This window comes from Thalassospira lucentensis (assembly GCF_001613805.1).
Classification (GTDB): Bacteria; Pseudomonadota; Alphaproteobacteria; order Rhodospirillales; family Thalassospiraceae; genus Thalassospira; species Thalassospira lucentensis_A.
Window position 1 is genome coordinate 152,797 of the sequence record NZ_LPVY01000012.1, and the last position, 15,509, is coordinate 168,305.

Here is a 15,509-nt window from a genome sequence, read left to right on the forward strand (position 1 = left end):
GCAATAGAAAATGCATCCTGCATTTTGCCTCAAACCTGCCCGAATCTTCACGTCTAGTATAATTGTTGCATAATGAACCATGTGACAGGCATCGGGCTTTTGACGAAATTGTCCGGTGTTTCGAGATCAGATAATGGGGAGATTGGACGACGAGGGGGTGATGGCCTGAATTGACCGGCAAGGTATGTCGGCAATGAAAGGTGGTCAGAGTGTGACATAACCCTTGTTGCAGGAGACGGCGGAGGTACCGCCGTAGTCGCCATGGAAAGTGACGTAAAAGGTCAGGAAGACCGACACCCGGTTTATCTTCCGGAAAACCGGTATCATTGGGCGTCCAACGATGAAGTGGACAAGCCCACAGTTATCCTGCGTGGCCCGGTCAGGCCAAGATTTCGAAGGTCCGGCTCAGGTGCCGGTTCTGACTTTGATCTGACCGATTGGATGCAGAAAAATCTGCCGCGCGTCGGGGCGTCCCTGATTGTCAGTATCGTAATTGCGAGTGTTGTCCTCGCGACATATTCAGAGCTTGCTGTTCTGTTGTCGCGTTGATTGCGTATGTCTGTTTGGCCGGTGATGTCATCACATACCGGACAAAACATCTGGCAACGGAGACGATGATGAAAAGCCAGAGATTGCGTGTATCGGGTGTCTATAATGCTTCGGCATCAAGAACGCTGTCTGCGGGCATTCATCGCCGCCGCCCCGGGCAGGGCGATTTGACGCCGGAACCCGATATTGCCGATCAGAAGAACGGTGGCCAGGACCCGGAACCACAATCGGACCATCAGAGCCCGGGACATCGCCGCCATGTCAAAAGCCAGACGGCAACGTCGTCCAAATCCGGTCGCGATCCGGATAATGATGTGAAAAATGGAAAGACGAATGTTGCGGTATCGGACGAGGGACCGGAAGATCACCCGTTCATCAATTTCATTGCATCAATAATGCCATCGGGCGAAGCCCCGAATGACAACCCGGAATTTCCAGTATCTGCGGATGATCGCCAAGCCGGCGGGTATCGTTCCGACAATCAAGGCAGTCGGATTTTACGGAACGCACCGGAAGTCAGAACTGCATTACCTGTTCATACACTCGCCATCAGGCGGCGGGGCATGGAAAGATGGCTGCCCAATATCGGCTCCTTTCTGATTACCGGGATCGTTATTGTTGCGGTGATCTGGATGACGGTGATCGAGCTTTCGGTAATCCTTGGCAGATAAAGGCGGTCACTGAGCCGGACATGGTGGTTTGCGACTTTATGCCAAGGGGCAGGTATGCTGAAATAGTTGACGTTAACGTAAACGTTATGTCAGGCTGTTGGTCAAAGGGAACAGGGCCATCCGTCCAAGGTTGGCGACAGGGAGGAACCCGATATGACAGCCATGCCACCCCGCACCGGCATAGGATTGGCGGACTTCGACGCCATCATGCGTGAAAAAGTCCCGTTTGTCGGGGATATGAATGTCAGGACAGAGGAGCTTTCGGGGGATCGCGCCCTGTTGCGCTTGCCATTCAATGAACGGCACATTCGGCCGGGCAATGTTATTTGCGGTCCGGCGATCTTTGCGCTGGCTGATATTGCGCTTTATGCGGTGGCGTGGCTTGTGGTACCCAAGGCCGATCTGGCGGTTACGACCGAGGCGACGGTGCATTTCCTTTCCGGGGCAAAGCCCGGTGATTTGCTGGCGGAGGCGAAGATCCTCAAGGCAGGCAAGCGCCTTCTGATTGCGGAATGCCATATCCGGTCTGCCGTTGATGGCGCACTTTGCGCGCATGTCATCGGAACCTATGCGATGCCACCGGAAAAGGGGCCGGAAAATGGGACCGAGCCAAAACCGGTCTGAAAATGATGAAAATCAGTGTGGTAAAATAATACCTATTGATTTAAGTTGTTGAAATATAACGAAATATTCCTGTTGCTTTCCTGTTTAATGCTGGCATACTGCGCCGACTTTCAACGAGGGGCGATTCCCTCCGTGGAACCCAGTTTTCGAGTATTAAATTATGAAAACCTTCACTGCGACACCGAGTGACATCGAGCGCAAATGGTTTGTAGTCGACGCAGAAGACGTCGTACTCGGCCGTCTTGCAGCCGTTGTTGCCAACCGTCTTCGTGGTAAACACAAAGCGATGTTTACCCCGCACATGGATTGTGGCGATCACATCGTCATCGTCAATGCCGAAAAAGTCAAACTGACCGGCCGTAAACTTCAGAACAAGAAGTTTTACTGGCACACCGGTTATCCGGGCGGCATCAAAGAACGCACCATGGACAAGCTGCTGAATGGCGAGCATCCGGAACGTGTGATCATCAAAGCTGTCGAGCGTATGATGTCCCGTGGTCCGCTGCGCAGCCAGGTTCTTTCCAAGCTGCACGTCTATGCCGGTACCGAGCATCCGCATGATGCACAGAAGCCGGAAGTTCTCGATCTTGCCGCAATGAACGACAAGAATAAGCGGAGTGCTAAGTAATGGCCGACACCAAAACTCTTGAAGATCTCAAGGATCTCGCACAGGGCGGTGAAGCTGCTGCTGCAGAAGGCACCCTGCCGGAACCGAAGATCGACGCACAGGGCCGTTCCTATGCAACCGGTCGTCGTAAGAACGCAATTGCACGCGTCTGGATCAAACCGGGCTCGGGTAAAGTCACCGTCAATGGCCGCGAATTCGAAGATTACTTCGCACGTCCGGTTCTGCGCATGGTGATCAACCAGCCGTTCGGCGTTGCCAATCGTAAAGATCAGTTCGACGTCGTTTGCACCGTTACCGGTGGTGGTCTTTCCGGTCAGGCCGGTGCTGTTCGTCACGGTATCTCGCGCGCGCTGACCCTGTTCGAACCGGCACTGCGTCCGTCGCTCAAGGCTGGTGGCTTCCTGACCCGTGACCCGCGTGCAGTCGAACGTAAAAAATACGGTCGCGCCAAAGCACGTCGTAGCTTCCAGTTCTCGAAACGTTAATTCGTTTTCGGGCATCAGGCTCGCGATTTTATTGGAAAAGCGTCACCTTCGGGTGGCGCTTTTTCTTTTTGCGGGTTTGACTTTTTCTGTGGCAAAAGCGAACAAAAAAACGGCGCCTTCACCAGTGGAAGACGCCGTTTTTGTTTCGCGTTTAAAGGCTGAGCAGTCTCTGGCGCGTTATTGCCAGCGATCCGAGAAATCGCGCGGGATCATAAGAATATCGCGATCCACTTTGGTCACGTCAGTATGGCCGCAAAGCGCCATGGAAACTTCAAGTTCCTTGTGAATGATCTCAAGCGCCTTGGTCACACCGGCTTCGCCCATAGCGCCCAGACCATAAACATATGCGCGCCCGATATAGGTGCCCTTGGCACCCAGTGCCAGCGCTTTCAGCACATCCTGGCCGGAACGGATCCCGCTATCCAGATGGACCTCGATCTTGTCGCCGACGGCATCCATGATGGCTGGCAATGCACGGATTGAGGACAGGGCGCCATCAAGCTGGCGTCCGCCATGGTTGGAAACAATGATGGCATCTGCGCCAACGTTAAGTGCCTCCAGGGCATCACGCGGATCAATGATCCCCTTGATGATCAAGGGCCCGTCCCACATTTTGCGGAACTCGCGAATACGCTCCCAATCAAGGGATACATCAAACGCCTCGGCCGTCCATGTGGTCAGCGATGATGCGTCGGCAACCCCCTTGGCGTGGCCAACAATATTGCCAAAGAACCGGCGTTTGGTGCCGAGCATGCCAAGGCCCCATTGGACTTTGGTCATCATGTTGGTAACCGATTTGAAAGTCAGTTTGGGTGGGGCGGAGAGGCCGTTCTTCAGATCCTTGTGACGTTGGCCGAGCATCTGAAGATCCACCGTGATGACCGCAGCCGAGCATTTGGCGGCCTTCGCCCGATCAAACAGGCGCTTCATGAAGTCATCGTCCTTGAGCGTATAAACCTGCAACCAGAAGGGCCTGGAGGTGTTTTCGGCGACATCCTCGATCGAACAGATCGACATGGTCGACAATGTGTACGGGACACCGAACTTTTCAGCCGCGCGGGCAGCCTTGATTTCGCCGTCTGCACATTGCATGCCGGTCAGTCCGACCGGGGCAAGGGCGACAGGCATGGCTACATCCTGACCGATCATCCGGCTTTTGGTTGAGCGCCCGGCCATGTCGATCGCGACCCGCTGACGGAGGTGAATATCCTGAAAGTCGGTGGTGTTTTCACGGAATGTCTGCTCGGTCCAGCTTCCGGATTCTGCGTAATCGTAAAACATGCGCGGTGCGCGACGTTTATAGATACGTTTCAGGTCTTCGACGCAGGTGATCACTGGCATGAGGTTAGCTCCGAATAAAATGCGCTTGGTAATGGTAATACCAGTTTCGGAGGTTATCGCAAACCGAATTGAAAATCAGCTTCTTGCAAGGCCCAAACTGTTTCCGGATTCCGGAAACAGGGTGATGTTGTGGTTGGAAAAGAATTTTAAAAAGAAGGATCGAAAATTCGGAAGGTTGTGATAATAAGAATCCATCGAAGAGAGATTTTTTGAATTTAAGGTGACATCCAATGGTCGGAACGATGCGACGAGCTTTCAAGACATAAGTGTTTGAGCCTCTGTTGGATTACCTTGCGATATGTGAAGGGCCGCTAATGGAGCGGTCTTTTTTTATGCCAATTCGGAAGGTTGGCAATTACCTGAAGCCCAAAGAAAGGGACCCCCGATATGCAGTACAGAAAGCTGCAAGATGACGATCTTCATGCTCTTGACGCATTTCTCGCAACCCATGCCGAAACCAGCATGGTCCTGCGCAGCAATTTGCGAAAAATCGGCATGAACCGACGTCATCATCCGCTTTCGGGCTGCTATTACGGCGAAGTTTCCGGCTATGGTGCTGTGACGGCGGTTTTGACGATATTTGGCAACGGCAATGTCTTTGTGCAAACCGGCGGAAAGCCTGTGCCGCGTGGTTTGATTGATCTGTCTTGTACCGAAAATGCACAACCGGTGGCCGGTTTCTTTGGCCCGGCCGATCAGGCACAGGACGTGATTGATCTTCTGGGGCTTGGCGATGCGCAATTTGCCATCAATGCATGCGATGCTTTTTATCGGCTTGATCTCGCCAATTTGATCCTGCCGCAAAATGTGCGGTCGGACAGCTTCCAGATGGTGGATGCGGAACGGATTGATCGCAATACGCTTCTGCGCTGGCTGCGCGCCTACGAGATCGAGGCATTGGGCGGAGAGGATACACCAGCCCTTGATAGCCGGATCGCCAGTCGCCTTGTCCATGCACTTAATGACCGCAATATGTGGGCGCTTGTCGTTGATGGCGTTCCGGTCAGTCTTTCGGGGTTCAACGCCGAACTGCCCGACATGGTCCAGATCGGCCCGGTCTGGACGCCGCCCGAACAGCGCAGCAACGGCTATGCGCGTATTCTTGTCGCCAAAACGCTTCTGGCGGCTCGCGCGCGTGGCGTAACCCGTGCGGTGCTGTCAACGGATAGCCCGGCCGCGGCAAAGGCTTATGAGGCGATCGGGTTTGAGAGAGATGGGGCGTATCGCTTGGCGTTGCTGGCGAACCCGGTTAAGCTGACCAGAGAGCTTTCATGTCAATGAGGTGCGCCCGTGACGGGGCCTGAGAGATTGCTGCGCTTTAAACAAATCCTGCTGCCGGTCCTTGGGCTGGCGGCAGGGCTATTTGCCGGTGCAATGCCCATTGATGCAGTCGCACAGAATTTGTCCCAGGTTTTATACCGTTTCGAAGACCGGCCGCTGGTTTTAGGGAAATACGGTGCGATTGCCGATTTTCAGAGCCGGTTGTTTGTTGCTGCGGCAAGTTGCAAGCGTGGCAGTACGTCTGCCTATGGGGCGGCGGATGGTATTGTCGGGGACAAGACGCGTCGTGCGATCATGGATTTGCAGCCCTGCCTTGATTCAAGCGTTAAAGCGGCCATCGGGGCCGGGAACCCCGGCGCGATCACGGTCGGTTTGTGGAAACTGTTGATGCCAGCAGAGCAGCCCTTTCCCGACGCGATCACGCGGGCCAATCATCTGACCTTTGCGCTTGAGGGCACGGATTATGATGCCATTCAGTTCAATTTCTGCCAGTCGCGCAACCCGCGGAGCGGCAAGCGGTATCTGGAAGGCGATCCGTGGTGTTACACCAATGATCCAAATGCCTATCTGACCTGGGGGCCGCGTGGGGCAACCGCCGGGGCGGGGGCGGAAATCCAGCAGATCATCTTTGCCGCTGAACGCGCCAACCCCGGCCTGCTTAATGCCGTCTTTGGCCCGCATACGGATGCGATGCATCGTCTGGCGCTGGGGAACAATCAAAGCGCATTTGATATCCTGTGTGCGATCTGGATCGATCCGAAACGCCGGGCCGATTTTACCGCCCGGTTTGCACAATATGGCGCATTGCCCGAAGTACAGCGTGCCTATCGCCGGGTTTATGATGCTGCCAATGCCGACGGCGGAAAAATCGCCCGGTTTTTCAAGATTTATGCCGCCCTGAAACCCGTTATTGGCCGTGATCCGACCGAGATTGATCTGGCCTATTTTATCGACATGGCGACCCACGGCATGGCACCACCCGGCAATGTTTCCGATCTGTCGGCAAAGATGGTCAATTTCGCCAGCCGGACGCGCAATGTGCCAAGCCCCGGCGAATTGCGCCGTCAGCTTGCGGCATGGTTACCGTCCCAGCATAAATATAACGACCGGATCGCCCGCGATGCGATTTTCCTGATTGATGATCCCGAAATCAAGTTATCGGATACCCATCGCCGGATCTGGCAGCAACGATCCGGGTTAAAGGCCAGCGATTTTGGCCTTTCGGATCATCGTTATGTTTCGGGCTACCCGGTGGCAGCCCCGACCGGGTTTGAGCAGATCGAACGGTTTTATACCGTTCTGCCCGAGGATAAGCGCGCCTGTCCGGCCAATGTCCGCAAGTCGCGACGACCTTGATCGAAGAGTTGATTGTGCGGGACCAATGTGATGCATGTCATCACTGCATGGGTCCCGATCCGGGAATGCAGGGGAAAAGCCGCCTAAAGGCTTGCATCTGCGGGGCTTGTTTGCCAACATCCGCCCGTTAACCGCGCCCGGTGACCATGAAGGTCAGGGTGAGCCTATAGGAGCAAGATTTGAAATGAGCGACGTTAAGGTCAAAGTCGGAATTCTCGGTGCCAGCGGATATACCGGGGCGGAACTGGTTCGTATTCTTGCGCACCATGCCGCTTCTGAAATCACCCTGCTGACCGCAGACCGACGCGCCGGACGTCCGTTCGGGGAGGTTTTCCCGCATCTTGCCCATCTGGAATTACCGACCATGATCCGGATCGAGGATGCGGACTGGTCGATGGTCGATGTGATTTTCTGCGCGCTGCCGCATGGCACGACGCAGGAAGTGATTGCCGGTCTGCCGGACCATGTCAAAGTTGTCGATCTGTCGGCGGATTTCCGTTTGTTCGATGCCGCGACCTACAAGGAGTGGTACGGGGCGGAGCATGCCGCGCAGGATTTGCAGAAAGAGGTCGTTTATGGCCTGACCGAACTGCACCGTGAAAAGATCAAAAAGGCGCGCGTTGTTGCCAATCCGGGATGTTATCCAACCCCGGTGCAGCTTTCGCTGACGCCGCTTCTGGAACAGAAGCTGGTGCATGCCGATGACATTATCATTGATGCGAAATCCGGTGTGACCGGTGCAGGCCGTTCGCCGAAAGAAGGCATTTTGTATGCCGAAGTCACCGAAGGCATTCACGCCTATGGCACCGGCGGGCATCGCCATGCACCCGAGATCGAGCAGGGCCTTGCCTGGGCCGCCGGACAGGATGTTGTGGTGAACTTTTCACCGCACCTGATGCCGATGAGCCGCGGCATCCTTGAAAGCATCTATGTCAAAATGACCGATGGCACCTCGGCCGAAGACATTCAGGCCGCCCTTGAAAAACGTTATGCCGACGAGCCGTTCGTGCGTGTTCTGCCGTTCGGGGTGACGCCGCAGACCCGTCATGTGCGTGGGTCGAATTATGTGCTGATTGGCGTGGTCAAGGATCGCGTGCCGGGCCGTGTGATCATTGTTGCGGTCGAGGATAACCTGGTTAAAGGCGCATCGGGGCAGGCGGTTCAGAACATGAATGTCATGCTGGGCCTGCCGGAAACCATGGGGCTTGAGATCGAGCCACTGTTCCCGTAATCGCGCGACAGCATCCTGTCAAAAGGGGCGTGTCCGGTCTGGATGCGCCCCTTTTTCGTGGCCGCATCATGCGTTTGAGATCGCCCGTTCAAGAACGGTGAAAACACGATCGTCTTCGCATTGTGCGATGTTAAATCGCATCAGGTTTCCGGCCGATTGTGAGATGCTGAAAACATTGCCGGGTGCCAGAACCACACCATCGGCCAGCGCATTGCGGGCAAGTGTTGCGGCATCGATGGGGGCGGGCAGGTGACACCACAGGAAAATCCCGGCATCGGGTCTGATCGCCGGTGTGATGCCAAGCGCGCCAAGACGGGTTTCGGTGACGGACATGGTCCGCGTCAGCCGGTCGCGCAGGGCGTCCATATGTTTGCGATAAGTGCCGTCCTTCAGGACCGAGAAAATCAGTTCGGCCGAAAAATTCGGGCTTGAAAATCCCGTCGCGATCTTGAGGTCCGTCAGGCCTTCGATCCAGTCGGGACTTGCCGCGATATAGCCGCACCGGACCGAGGCCGAAAGCGTTTTGGAAAAGCTTCCGATATGGACAACCCGGTCAAGCCCGCCAAGAGCTGCCAGCCTTGGGGCAGGGGTGTTTTCGAAATCGGCAAAAATATCGTCTTCGATGATGATCAGGTCATGTTCTTCGGCAATGTTCAAAACGCGGTGCGCGACCATCGGCGACAGTGACGCGCCGGTCGGGTTGTGCAGTCCGGAATTGGTAATGTAGAGGCGGGGCTTGTGCGCGGCGGCAATCCGGGCAAAGGCATCGATATCAGGGCCATTGGCGGTAAAGGGCACGCCGATAATGTTGGCGCGATGCGCGCGCAGCAATGCCTGAAAATTGAAATAGCACGGATCATCGATCAGCACCGTATCGCCCGGTTCGATCAGGAACCGGCACAGCATATCGATTGCCTGTGTCCCGGACTCGGTCAACAGAATCTGGCCGGGATCGGCATTGATGCCATAGGTGCCCATTCGGCGCGACAGGAGTTGGCGCAGGGCGGGCAGGCCAAGCGGTGTGCCGTAATCGACGAGCGTGGCATCATCAGCGCGTGACAGATTGCGAAGCGCGCGTCTGATGGCTGTTTCAGGCATCCAGTCCGCCGGAAGCCAGCCGCAACCAGGTTTGATCATATCCGGTCGGGCATCAAGCGACTGGCGCGAAACCCAGAACGGATCAATGGCCCGATCCAGTTTCGGGCCGATTTGGGCAATCGAAAGCGGTGCGGTGTGACCTGACACATAAAAACCAGATCCGCGGCGGGCCTCGATCATGCCTTCGGCCACCAGCCGGTCATAGGCTTCGACCACGGTCGAGTTTGACACCTTCATCTGTCGCGCAAGCCCCCGGATCGAGGGCAGGCGATCCCCGGCAAGCAGATTGCGTGCACCAATCCGGTCGCGGATTACGGCCATGACGCGGGCGACAAGTGTTCCGTTGTCCGACTGTTTTGGTGATCCGTCAGGTGCCACTGTATTGCTCCTGTAATCAGTACAGTTTGTTTGAATTGTATTTTATTGTGTCTGGTCGATGTGCGGCTGGCAAGCGATAGATAAACCTTCGAACATGACGGAGGTTTTGATGGCAATTGCAGTGCAACGGACAAGTGGTGGTTGGATCAGCGGGATGATCGGTATCCTGATTTTCAGCGGGTCGTTACCCGCCACCCGGATTGCCGTCATGGATTTTGATCCGCTGTTTCTGACCGTTGCGCGTGCGGCAATTGCCGGTCTGCTGGCCGCCATATTGCTTGTGGTGTCGCGAACCGCCCGGCCGCAGGCATCGGACTGGATGTCATTGCTGGTGGTGGCGGGCGGGGTTGTTGTCGGCTTTCCGTTGCTGACCGCCCTTGCACTTGAACATATCACCTCGGCCAGATCGATTGTGTTTATCGGTTTGCTGCCGCTGGCGACGGCGATTTTCGGTGTGCTGCGCGGTGGTGAGCGGCCAAAGGTCGTGTTCTGGCTTTTTTCGGTTCTTGGCAGTGCACTTGTCGCCGGCTTTGCTGCCATGGAAAGCAATGCAGGGTCATTACGCGGTGATCTTTACATGCTGGGGGCGGTGATCGTTTGCGGGCTCGGTTATGCCGAGGGTGCAAAACTGTCCCGATGTCTTGGTGGATGGCAGGTGATCTGCTGGGCGCTGGTGATTTCGCTGGTGCCGATGCTTGCACTTTGTGTTGCGACCTTGCCGGATAGCTTTGCCGGAGTTGGCATTCCCGCTTGGTTTGGTCTTGGTTATGTTTCGCTGTTCAGCATGCTGATCGGGTTTTTCTTCTGGTATCGCGGATTGGCCCTGGGCGGAATTGCGGCGGTCGGGCAGTTGCAATTGCTGCAGCCGTTCTTTGGTCTGCTGCTGGCAGGGTTGCTTCTGGCCGAGCCGGTGGGTGGCCTGATGATCGTGGTGACAGTCGGCGTGGTTGCCTGTGTTGCCGGGGCCAAACGGTTTGCCCGATAGGTTTCAATATCTGGCTATTCGGTTGGTGCGAGTTGGTCCGGGTATTTCGCATCGTCACTTGCGGGCCAGTACCGGGCATGGATCCGGGCAATGAAACCTTCCTCGCGCAGGTCGGTGATGATTTTCGATATCTGATCTGTCTGGCTCATCAATGGGGAATTTCGTGATACCGCGATATGGATATCATTGTGATGATCGGGTCTGAAATCGGCCTTGCGGATGATATCTCCAAGGTTGTTGCGCCGGATTTCAAAATCGACATTGGCGTCGGACCCGACAATGACATCGACACGGCTTGCCTCGAGCATGCGCAGCAGTAGCATTTCGCTGCTGGCTTCGAATTTGTTCAGTGATGTGTCGCTGTCGAATGGCTCGAAATAGCGAGAGTCAACCACGGAGCCGACTGCAAGCGTTTTGAGGTCGTTATATTGTGATATCTGGGTGTTCTTGCCCTGTCGGACATAAAATACCGGGCTGACACGGCTATAGGCGGGCTTGATGTAAAACGCGAATTTTTCGCGTTCGGCTGTGTAGGCAAAGCTTGAAAGAACGTCGATATCACCTTCTTCAAGCATTTTAAGACACCGCCGCCACGGGCAGGGCTGAAGCACGAGAACCTTGCCCATACGGTGCGACAGTTCGGTCAGGATCGCCATATCGATCCCGTGTGGTCCCGACGCGTCATCAATCACAAACGGTTCCCATACCGAAAAAGCGGCACGCAATTGTCCCTGACGAAGAGGTTCTGACTGCGCGCGCGCATCCCTGGTAATTGCGACACCACATACAATAATGATCGCAGCCAGCAGAATGAAGCCGACAAGCTGTCTGGGTCGTTTTGGGAGGTCAAATTTCCGATGTGCTGGCATGATCACGATTTGGATGAGAACGGGGTTTCCATATCCACATGTTAGAATTTAAACTGTCAAATCAAGATGCCGCTATTGTCCCGGTAAGGGGCAGGTGCAGAGCCAGTCAAAAATGATCCTACAATTGAAAGGTCGTCAGACCATGATCCTGACCTATCGCGGGGTGCGCCCCACCATTGATGAAACGGCCTTTATCGCGCCGAATGCGACAATCACCGGCGATGTTGAAATCGGGGCGGAAACCGGGATCTGGTTTGGCTGTGTCATCCGTGGTGACGTCCATGAAATCCGCATCGGATCGCGCACCAATATTCAGGACCTGACCATGGTGCATGTCGCCAAGGGCAAGTTCGGCACCTATATCGGGGACGATGTGACCATCGGCCATTCTGCTGTCATCCATGCCTGCACGCTCGAAGACAGAAGTTTCGTCGGCATGAGTGCTACTGTCATGGATGGTTGCGTGATCGAGCAGGGGGCGATGCTTGGAGCCGGTGCGCTTCTGGCACCGGGGAAACGTATTCCGGCGGGGGAACTTTGGGCCGGTGTTCCGGCGCGCAAGGTGCGTGACCTGACACAGGAAGAAATCGAATTTTTCAAAGTTTCCGCGGATCGTTATGCCGATCTTGGGCAGGAATATCGTGTGACAATTCCAGATGACCTGAAATCTGAATGACAACTGCGATTGTCGAACGCCAAGGAACTTCTTGCCTGCGTCAGGACCCTGCGTTAGCAAGCAATTCAGATATCCATAAAAACATATAACCTGCCGCGCGCCACCACGCCCGGCGACCAGAAAACGGAACCGGGAAATGACGCGTTGGCAGGCGAATGCCGTAATCGTTTTTGTTGCCCTTATTTGGGGTACGACTTTTGTCGTCCAGCAAACCAGCATGGACAATATCGGCCCGCAATATTTTACCGGTGTACGGTTCCTGTTGGGGACGTTTGTGGTGTTGCCGTTTGCCCTTCGTGAAGTGCGCAGAATGAAGCGCGAAGGACGCACGCTTTCGAGGGCTAACAAGCTTGGCCTGATCTTTACCGGCGTTTCGATGTATCTGGCCAGCATCCTTCAGCAGATCGGCATCATGGATACCACCGTCACCAATGCGGCCTTTCTGACGGCATTTTATGTGCCGCTGGTGCCGGTTCTGGCTTTTATGGTGTTTCGGACAAAGCCCCACTGGTCGGTTTGGCCGGGGGGCGTGATGTGTGTTTTCGGTACGTATCTGCTGAGTGGTGGTAACCTGTCGGCGCTTGGGGCCGGTGATTTCTGGGTCATGGGAAGTGCGCTTTTCTGGGCCGTTCAGGTGGTGATGATCGGTGTAATGGTGACCCGGACCAACGCCCCGGCACTGGTCGCGACGGTGCAATTCTTCATTACCGGTATTTTCGGCATGGCGATGGGCGGCATGCTTGAGACTTTCAGCTTTGCCGATATCTACAATGCCGGGTTTGAAATCCTCTATGCCGGGATCATGTCGGCGGGGATCGCCTTTACCCTGCAGGCGGTGGCCCAGAATTATACCGAGGCCGCAGATGCCGCGATCATCATGAGTGCGGAGGCGGTATTTGCCGCAATCGCCGGGGCATTCTTCCTTGGAGAACGACTGGCACCCGCCGAATATGCCGGTTGCGGGGTGATCCTTGCGGCGATCATCGGAGTACAATTGTTGCCGATGATGGGGCGCCGTCCCAAGGTTGCGATCTAAGCTGAATTATCCGGCTGGTACCATTGACCTTTATCAAGGCAAGGTGCAATTAGGATGTTGTAAGTGATTATTGGTCGCGATAATGCGGCCAATATTGAATGCCGGATATCGAATATGCCTGTCTTGCCGTCTGTTTCCAGCTTTCCTGTTCGCAGGTTTCTTGGCCTTGGTTGTGTCTTCGCAACCACGATGTTGATGGCTGGTATCAGCACTGGCGCTATTAACAGCGCTGCACAGGCAGCCGATGGCATCCCGACACAGATGCAAAAACCGCCTGCTGTCTTGCTGAGCGAACTGGCAAGCAATACCTCCCCGTTTGCCGATAAGGCAGCGTTGGGGGAGGCACTTTATTTCGATACCAATCTTTCGAAAAACAGGACGCAGGCCTGTGCAAGTTGTCATGAACCGACAACCGCATTCCGCGATCCGCGTGGCGAAATAGCCAAGGGCGCCTTTTCGCTTGGCGATGATGGCAGCTCGCTTGGCGATCGCAATGCACCAATGGCGGCTTATGCCAAGTTCGCACCCGATTTCCATTTCAAGGAGGACGGGACGCCGGTTGGCGGGCAGTTCTGGGATGGACGCGCAAGGAATCTCGCAGAGCAGGCTGGCGGGCCACCGTTAAATCCGGTTGAAATGGGCATGCCCGACAAGGCAGCCGTTGTCGCGCGTCTTAAGGAAGATGATGATTATGTTGAAAGCTTCAAGGCGCTGTTTGGTGACGGTGTCTGGAATGATACGGATCGTGCTTATGCGGCGATGACGGACGCGATTGCCGCGTTCGAGCGTACTGATCAGTTTTCGCCATTTGATTCAAAATATGACCGGTTCCTGCGCGGGGAATACAAAATGACGCCGCAGGAAGAATTGGGGCGTGTGCTTTTCTTCTCGCAGCAATTTACCAATTGCAATGTGTGCCATCAGCTAAAAACGTCGCCTACGGCAGAGGGCGAGACATTCACCAATTACGAATATCACAATATCGGTGTGCCGCGGAACGTGGCGGTACGCAACGAGAATAACAAGGACCCCGATTTTACCGATAACGGGCTTCTGGATAATCCGGCGATTGATGATGTTGCGCATAAGGGCAAATACAAAACGCCCGGGCTTCGCAATGTCGCGGTGACCGGGCCGTATATGCATAACGGCGTGTTTGCCGATCTGCGGACCGTGATCAAATTCTACAACAAATATAACAGCCGCGCGAAATCGGCCCAACTTAACCCGGAAACCAAACAGCCCTGGGGTGATGCCGAGGTCCCCGAAACCATTTCCCTTAAAGAGCTGGAGCAGGGAGATGCGCTTGATACCAAGCGCATTGATGCGCTGGTCGCGTTTCTTAAAACGCTGACCGATGCGCGATACGAGCCGCTTCTGGCCGAGCAGGAAGAAGCCGCTGCCAAGGCCAAGAAGAAATAGGCCTACCTGCCGCGAATTGTTTCCAGCACCGCACTTTGCGCAAGGTCGCCAAATCCAGCTTCGATTGCGCGATCAAACATCTCGGTGGCAGATCGGCCGACTGGCAGGTCAAGGCCAAGTTCATCGGCAAGCCACATGGCATAACCGGCATCCTTGGCGCGTAACGCAGTTGTAAAATGAATGCCTTCGATATGATTGCCGCTGATCATGCCTGGGATTGTCATGACACCGGCCCGGCTGGCGACGGCACCATTGGCAAATGCATCGGCAACCAGATTGCCATCCAGTCCTGCCTTTTGTGCGACCGCGACCAGTTCGGCGGCGGCAGCAATATGGACCGCGCCCAAAAGGTTGTTCATCAGCTTATAGACCGTACCCGATCCGACAGGGCCGAAATGCACGATACGGTTGGCAACGGCTTCCATGATCGGGCGAGCCTGTTCAAGGGCGACTTTTTCCGCACCGATCAAAAACATTGTTTCCCCTGCAGCGACCTGTGCCGGAACAGCAGTAACCGGCGCATCGATATAAAGGCGGCCCGCAGTCATGACCTTGTTTGAGAGTTCCAGGACGAAGCCGTGTGAAAGGGTGGAACATTCGATGGCAAGGGCGCCCGGTGTCATTGCGCAAAGCGCACCATTTTCGCCGAGCCAGACGGCTTCGGCAGCGATATCGTCGGCCATGAAGGAAATGATGGCGTCAACATCATTTGCAGCTTCGGCCGGCGTGTTACAGGCAGTCGCACCCTTGGCAGCGAGTGGCTTGATCTTTTCCGGGCTGCGGTTCCAGACCTTGACCGGATAACCCTGTTCCAGCAGGCGGGAAATCATTGCTGATGCCATGCGTCCTGCGCCAAGGAAGCCGATTTTCTGAGGCATG

15 protein-coding genes are annotated in these 15,509 nt (G+C 55.3%); 11 read left to right on the forward strand and 4 right to left on the reverse strand.

Annotated elements, in window-relative coordinates; all coding sequences use genetic code 11:
- The first annotated feature begins 617 nt into the window (after positions 1-617).
- The 4 genes from AUP42_RS11745 to rpsI all read left to right on the forward strand — a co-directional run bounded on the left by AUP42_RS11745 (position 618) and on the right by rpsI (position 2,957).
- Complete coding sequence (locus AUP42_RS11745) at positions 618-1,220, forward strand: hypothetical protein (protein ID WP_062951799.1); 603 nt, start codon at positions 618-620, stop codon at positions 1,218-1,220.
- A 153-nt stretch (positions 1,221-1,373) separates the two neighbouring features.
- Positions 1,374-1,844, forward strand: coding sequence for a PaaI family thioesterase (locus AUP42_RS11750; protein ID WP_062951800.1), 471 nt, complete (start codon positions 1,374-1,376; stop codon positions 1,842-1,844).
- Positions 1,845-2,004: 160 nt separating this feature from the next.
- The gene (gene rplM, locus AUP42_RS11755; protein ID WP_007091636.1) at positions 2,005-2,472 is read left to right on the forward strand and encodes a 50S ribosomal protein L13; all 468 of its coding nucleotides are present in this window, start codon (positions 2,005-2,007) and stop codon (positions 2,470-2,472) included.
- A complete protein-coding gene (gene rpsI / locus AUP42_RS11760; RefSeq protein WP_062951801.1) occupies positions 2,472-2,957 on the forward strand; it encodes a 30S ribosomal protein S9 in 486 nt (161 codons plus the stop codon). The genes rplM and rpsI overlap by 1 nt, the downstream gene beginning before the upstream one ends.
- A 177-nt stretch (positions 2,958-3,134) precedes the next feature.
- On the opposite strand, the gene AUP42_RS11765 is transcribed toward rpsI, so the two are convergent.
- A complete protein-coding gene (locus AUP42_RS11765) occupies positions 3,135-4,298 on the reverse strand; it encodes an alpha-hydroxy acid oxidase (RefSeq protein WP_062951802.1) in 1,164 nt (387 codons plus the stop codon).
- Positions 4,299-4,685: 387 nt separating this feature from the next.
- Between AUP42_RS11765 and AUP42_RS11775 the strand changes: the two genes are divergently transcribed.
- The 3 genes from AUP42_RS11775 (at position 4,686) to argC (ending at position 8,166) form a co-directional block, all read left to right on the forward strand.
- Positions 4,686-5,579 (forward strand): GNAT family N-acetyltransferase, encoded by an 894-nt coding sequence (locus AUP42_RS11775; RefSeq protein ID WP_062951804.1) that lies wholly within the window; start codon positions 4,686-4,688, stop codon positions 5,577-5,579.
- Between the two features lie 27 nt (positions 5,580-5,606).
- Positions 5,607-6,935 carry a hypothetical protein gene (locus AUP42_RS11780; RefSeq protein WP_062951805.1) on the forward strand — a complete coding sequence of 443 codons (1,329 nt, stop codon included), beginning with the start codon at positions 5,607-5,609 and terminating at the stop codon, positions 6,933-6,935.
- 184 nt (positions 6,936-7,119) lie between these two features.
- Positions 7,120-8,166, forward strand: coding sequence for an N-acetyl-gamma-glutamyl-phosphate reductase (argC, locus tag AUP42_RS11785; protein ID WP_062951806.1), 1,047 nt, complete (start codon positions 7,120-7,122; stop codon positions 8,164-8,166).
- Between the two features lie 66 nt (positions 8,167-8,232).
- Here the strand turns inward: argC and AUP42_RS11790 are convergent, their stop codons facing one another.
- Entirely contained in the window at positions 8,233-9,642 is a 1,410-nt protein-coding gene (locus AUP42_RS11790; RefSeq protein WP_231858254.1) for a PLP-dependent aminotransferase family protein, read from the reverse strand.
- Between the two features lie 109 nt (positions 9,643-9,751).
- Between AUP42_RS11790 and AUP42_RS11795 the strand changes: the two genes are divergently transcribed.
- Positions 9,752-10,627 carry a DMT family transporter gene (locus AUP42_RS11795; protein ID WP_197468277.1) on the forward strand — a complete coding sequence of 292 codons (876 nt, stop codon included), beginning with the start codon at positions 9,752-9,754 and terminating at the stop codon, positions 10,625-10,627.
- Between the two features lie 14 nt (positions 10,628-10,641).
- On the opposite strand, the gene AUP42_RS11800 is transcribed toward AUP42_RS11795, so the two are convergent.
- On the reverse strand, positions 10,642-11,496 hold the full coding sequence (locus AUP42_RS11800) for a substrate-binding periplasmic protein (RefSeq protein ID WP_062951807.1): 855 nt from the start codon (positions 11,494-11,496) through the stop codon (positions 10,642-10,644).
- Between the two features lie 142 nt (positions 11,497-11,638).
- On the opposite strand from AUP42_RS11800, the gene AUP42_RS11805 reads away from it, so the two are divergent.
- The 3 genes from AUP42_RS11805 to AUP42_RS11815 all read left to right on the forward strand — a co-directional run bounded on the left by AUP42_RS11805 (position 11,639) and on the right by AUP42_RS11815 (position 14,630).
- A complete protein-coding gene (locus AUP42_RS11805) occupies positions 11,639-12,172 on the forward strand; it encodes a gamma carbonic anhydrase family protein (protein WP_082824756.1) in 534 nt (177 codons plus the stop codon).
- A 136-nt stretch (positions 12,173-12,308) separates the two neighbouring features.
- On the forward strand, positions 12,309-13,208 hold the full coding sequence (locus tag AUP42_RS11810; RefSeq protein WP_062951809.1) for a DMT family transporter: 900 nt from the start codon (positions 12,309-12,311) through the stop codon (positions 13,206-13,208).
- A gap of 114 nt (positions 13,209-13,322) precedes the next feature.
- Positions 13,323-14,630 (forward strand): cytochrome-c peroxidase, encoded by a 1,308-nt coding sequence (locus AUP42_RS11815; protein WP_231858255.1) that lies wholly within the window; start codon positions 13,323-13,325, stop codon positions 14,628-14,630.
- 2 nt (positions 14,631-14,632) lie between these two features.
- Here the strand turns inward: AUP42_RS11815 and AUP42_RS11820 are convergent, their stop codons facing one another.
- Positions 14,633-15,508, reverse strand: coding sequence for an NAD(P)-dependent oxidoreductase (locus AUP42_RS11820; protein WP_062951810.1), 876 nt, complete (start codon positions 15,506-15,508; stop codon positions 14,633-14,635).
- Between the last annotated feature and the right edge of the window lies 1 nt (position 15,509).

Coding starts and splice junctions, on each gene's coding strand:
- AUP42_RS11820 (WP_062951810.1), bottom strand. CDS start 15,508: ATGCCTCAGAAAATCGGCTTCCTTGGCGCAGGACGCATGGCATCAGCA.
- AUP42_RS11775 (WP_062951804.1), top strand. CDS start 4,686: ATGCAGTACAGAAAGCTGCAAGATGACGATCTTCATGCTCTTGACGCA.
- AUP42_RS11795 (WP_197468277.1), top strand. CDS start 9,752: ATGGCAATTGCAGTGCAACGGACAAGTGGTGGTTGGATCAGCGGGATG.
- AUP42_RS11765 (WP_062951802.1), bottom strand. CDS start 4,298: ATGCCAGTGATCACCTGCGTCGAAGACCTGAAACGTATCTATAAACGT.
- argC (WP_062951806.1), top strand. CDS start 7,120: ATGAGCGACGTTAAGGTCAAAGTCGGAATTCTCGGTGCCAGCGGATAT.
- AUP42_RS11805 (WP_082824756.1), top strand. CDS start 11,639: ATGATCCTGACCTATCGCGGGGTGCGCCCCACCATTGATGAAACGGCC.
- AUP42_RS11750 (WP_062951800.1), top strand. CDS start 1,374: ATGACAGCCATGCCACCCCGCACCGGCATAGGATTGGCGGACTTCGAC.
- rplM (WP_007091636.1), top strand. CDS start 2,005: ATGAAAACCTTCACTGCGACACCGAGTGACATCGAGCGCAAATGGTTT.
- AUP42_RS11745 (WP_062951799.1), top strand. CDS start 618: ATGAAAAGCCAGAGATTGCGTGTATCGGGTGTCTATAATGCTTCGGCA.
- AUP42_RS11800 (WP_062951807.1), bottom strand. CDS start 11,496: ATGCCAGCACATCGGAAATTTGACCTCCCAAAACGACCCAGACAGCTT.
- AUP42_RS11810 (WP_062951809.1), top strand. CDS start 12,309: ATGACGCGTTGGCAGGCGAATGCCGTAATCGTTTTTGTTGCCCTTATT.
- rpsI (WP_062951801.1), top strand. CDS start 2,472: ATGGCCGACACCAAAACTCTTGAAGATCTCAAGGATCTCGCACAGGGC.
- AUP42_RS11815 (WP_231858255.1), top strand. CDS start 13,323: ATGCCTGTCTTGCCGTCTGTTTCCAGCTTTCCTGTTCGCAGGTTTCTT.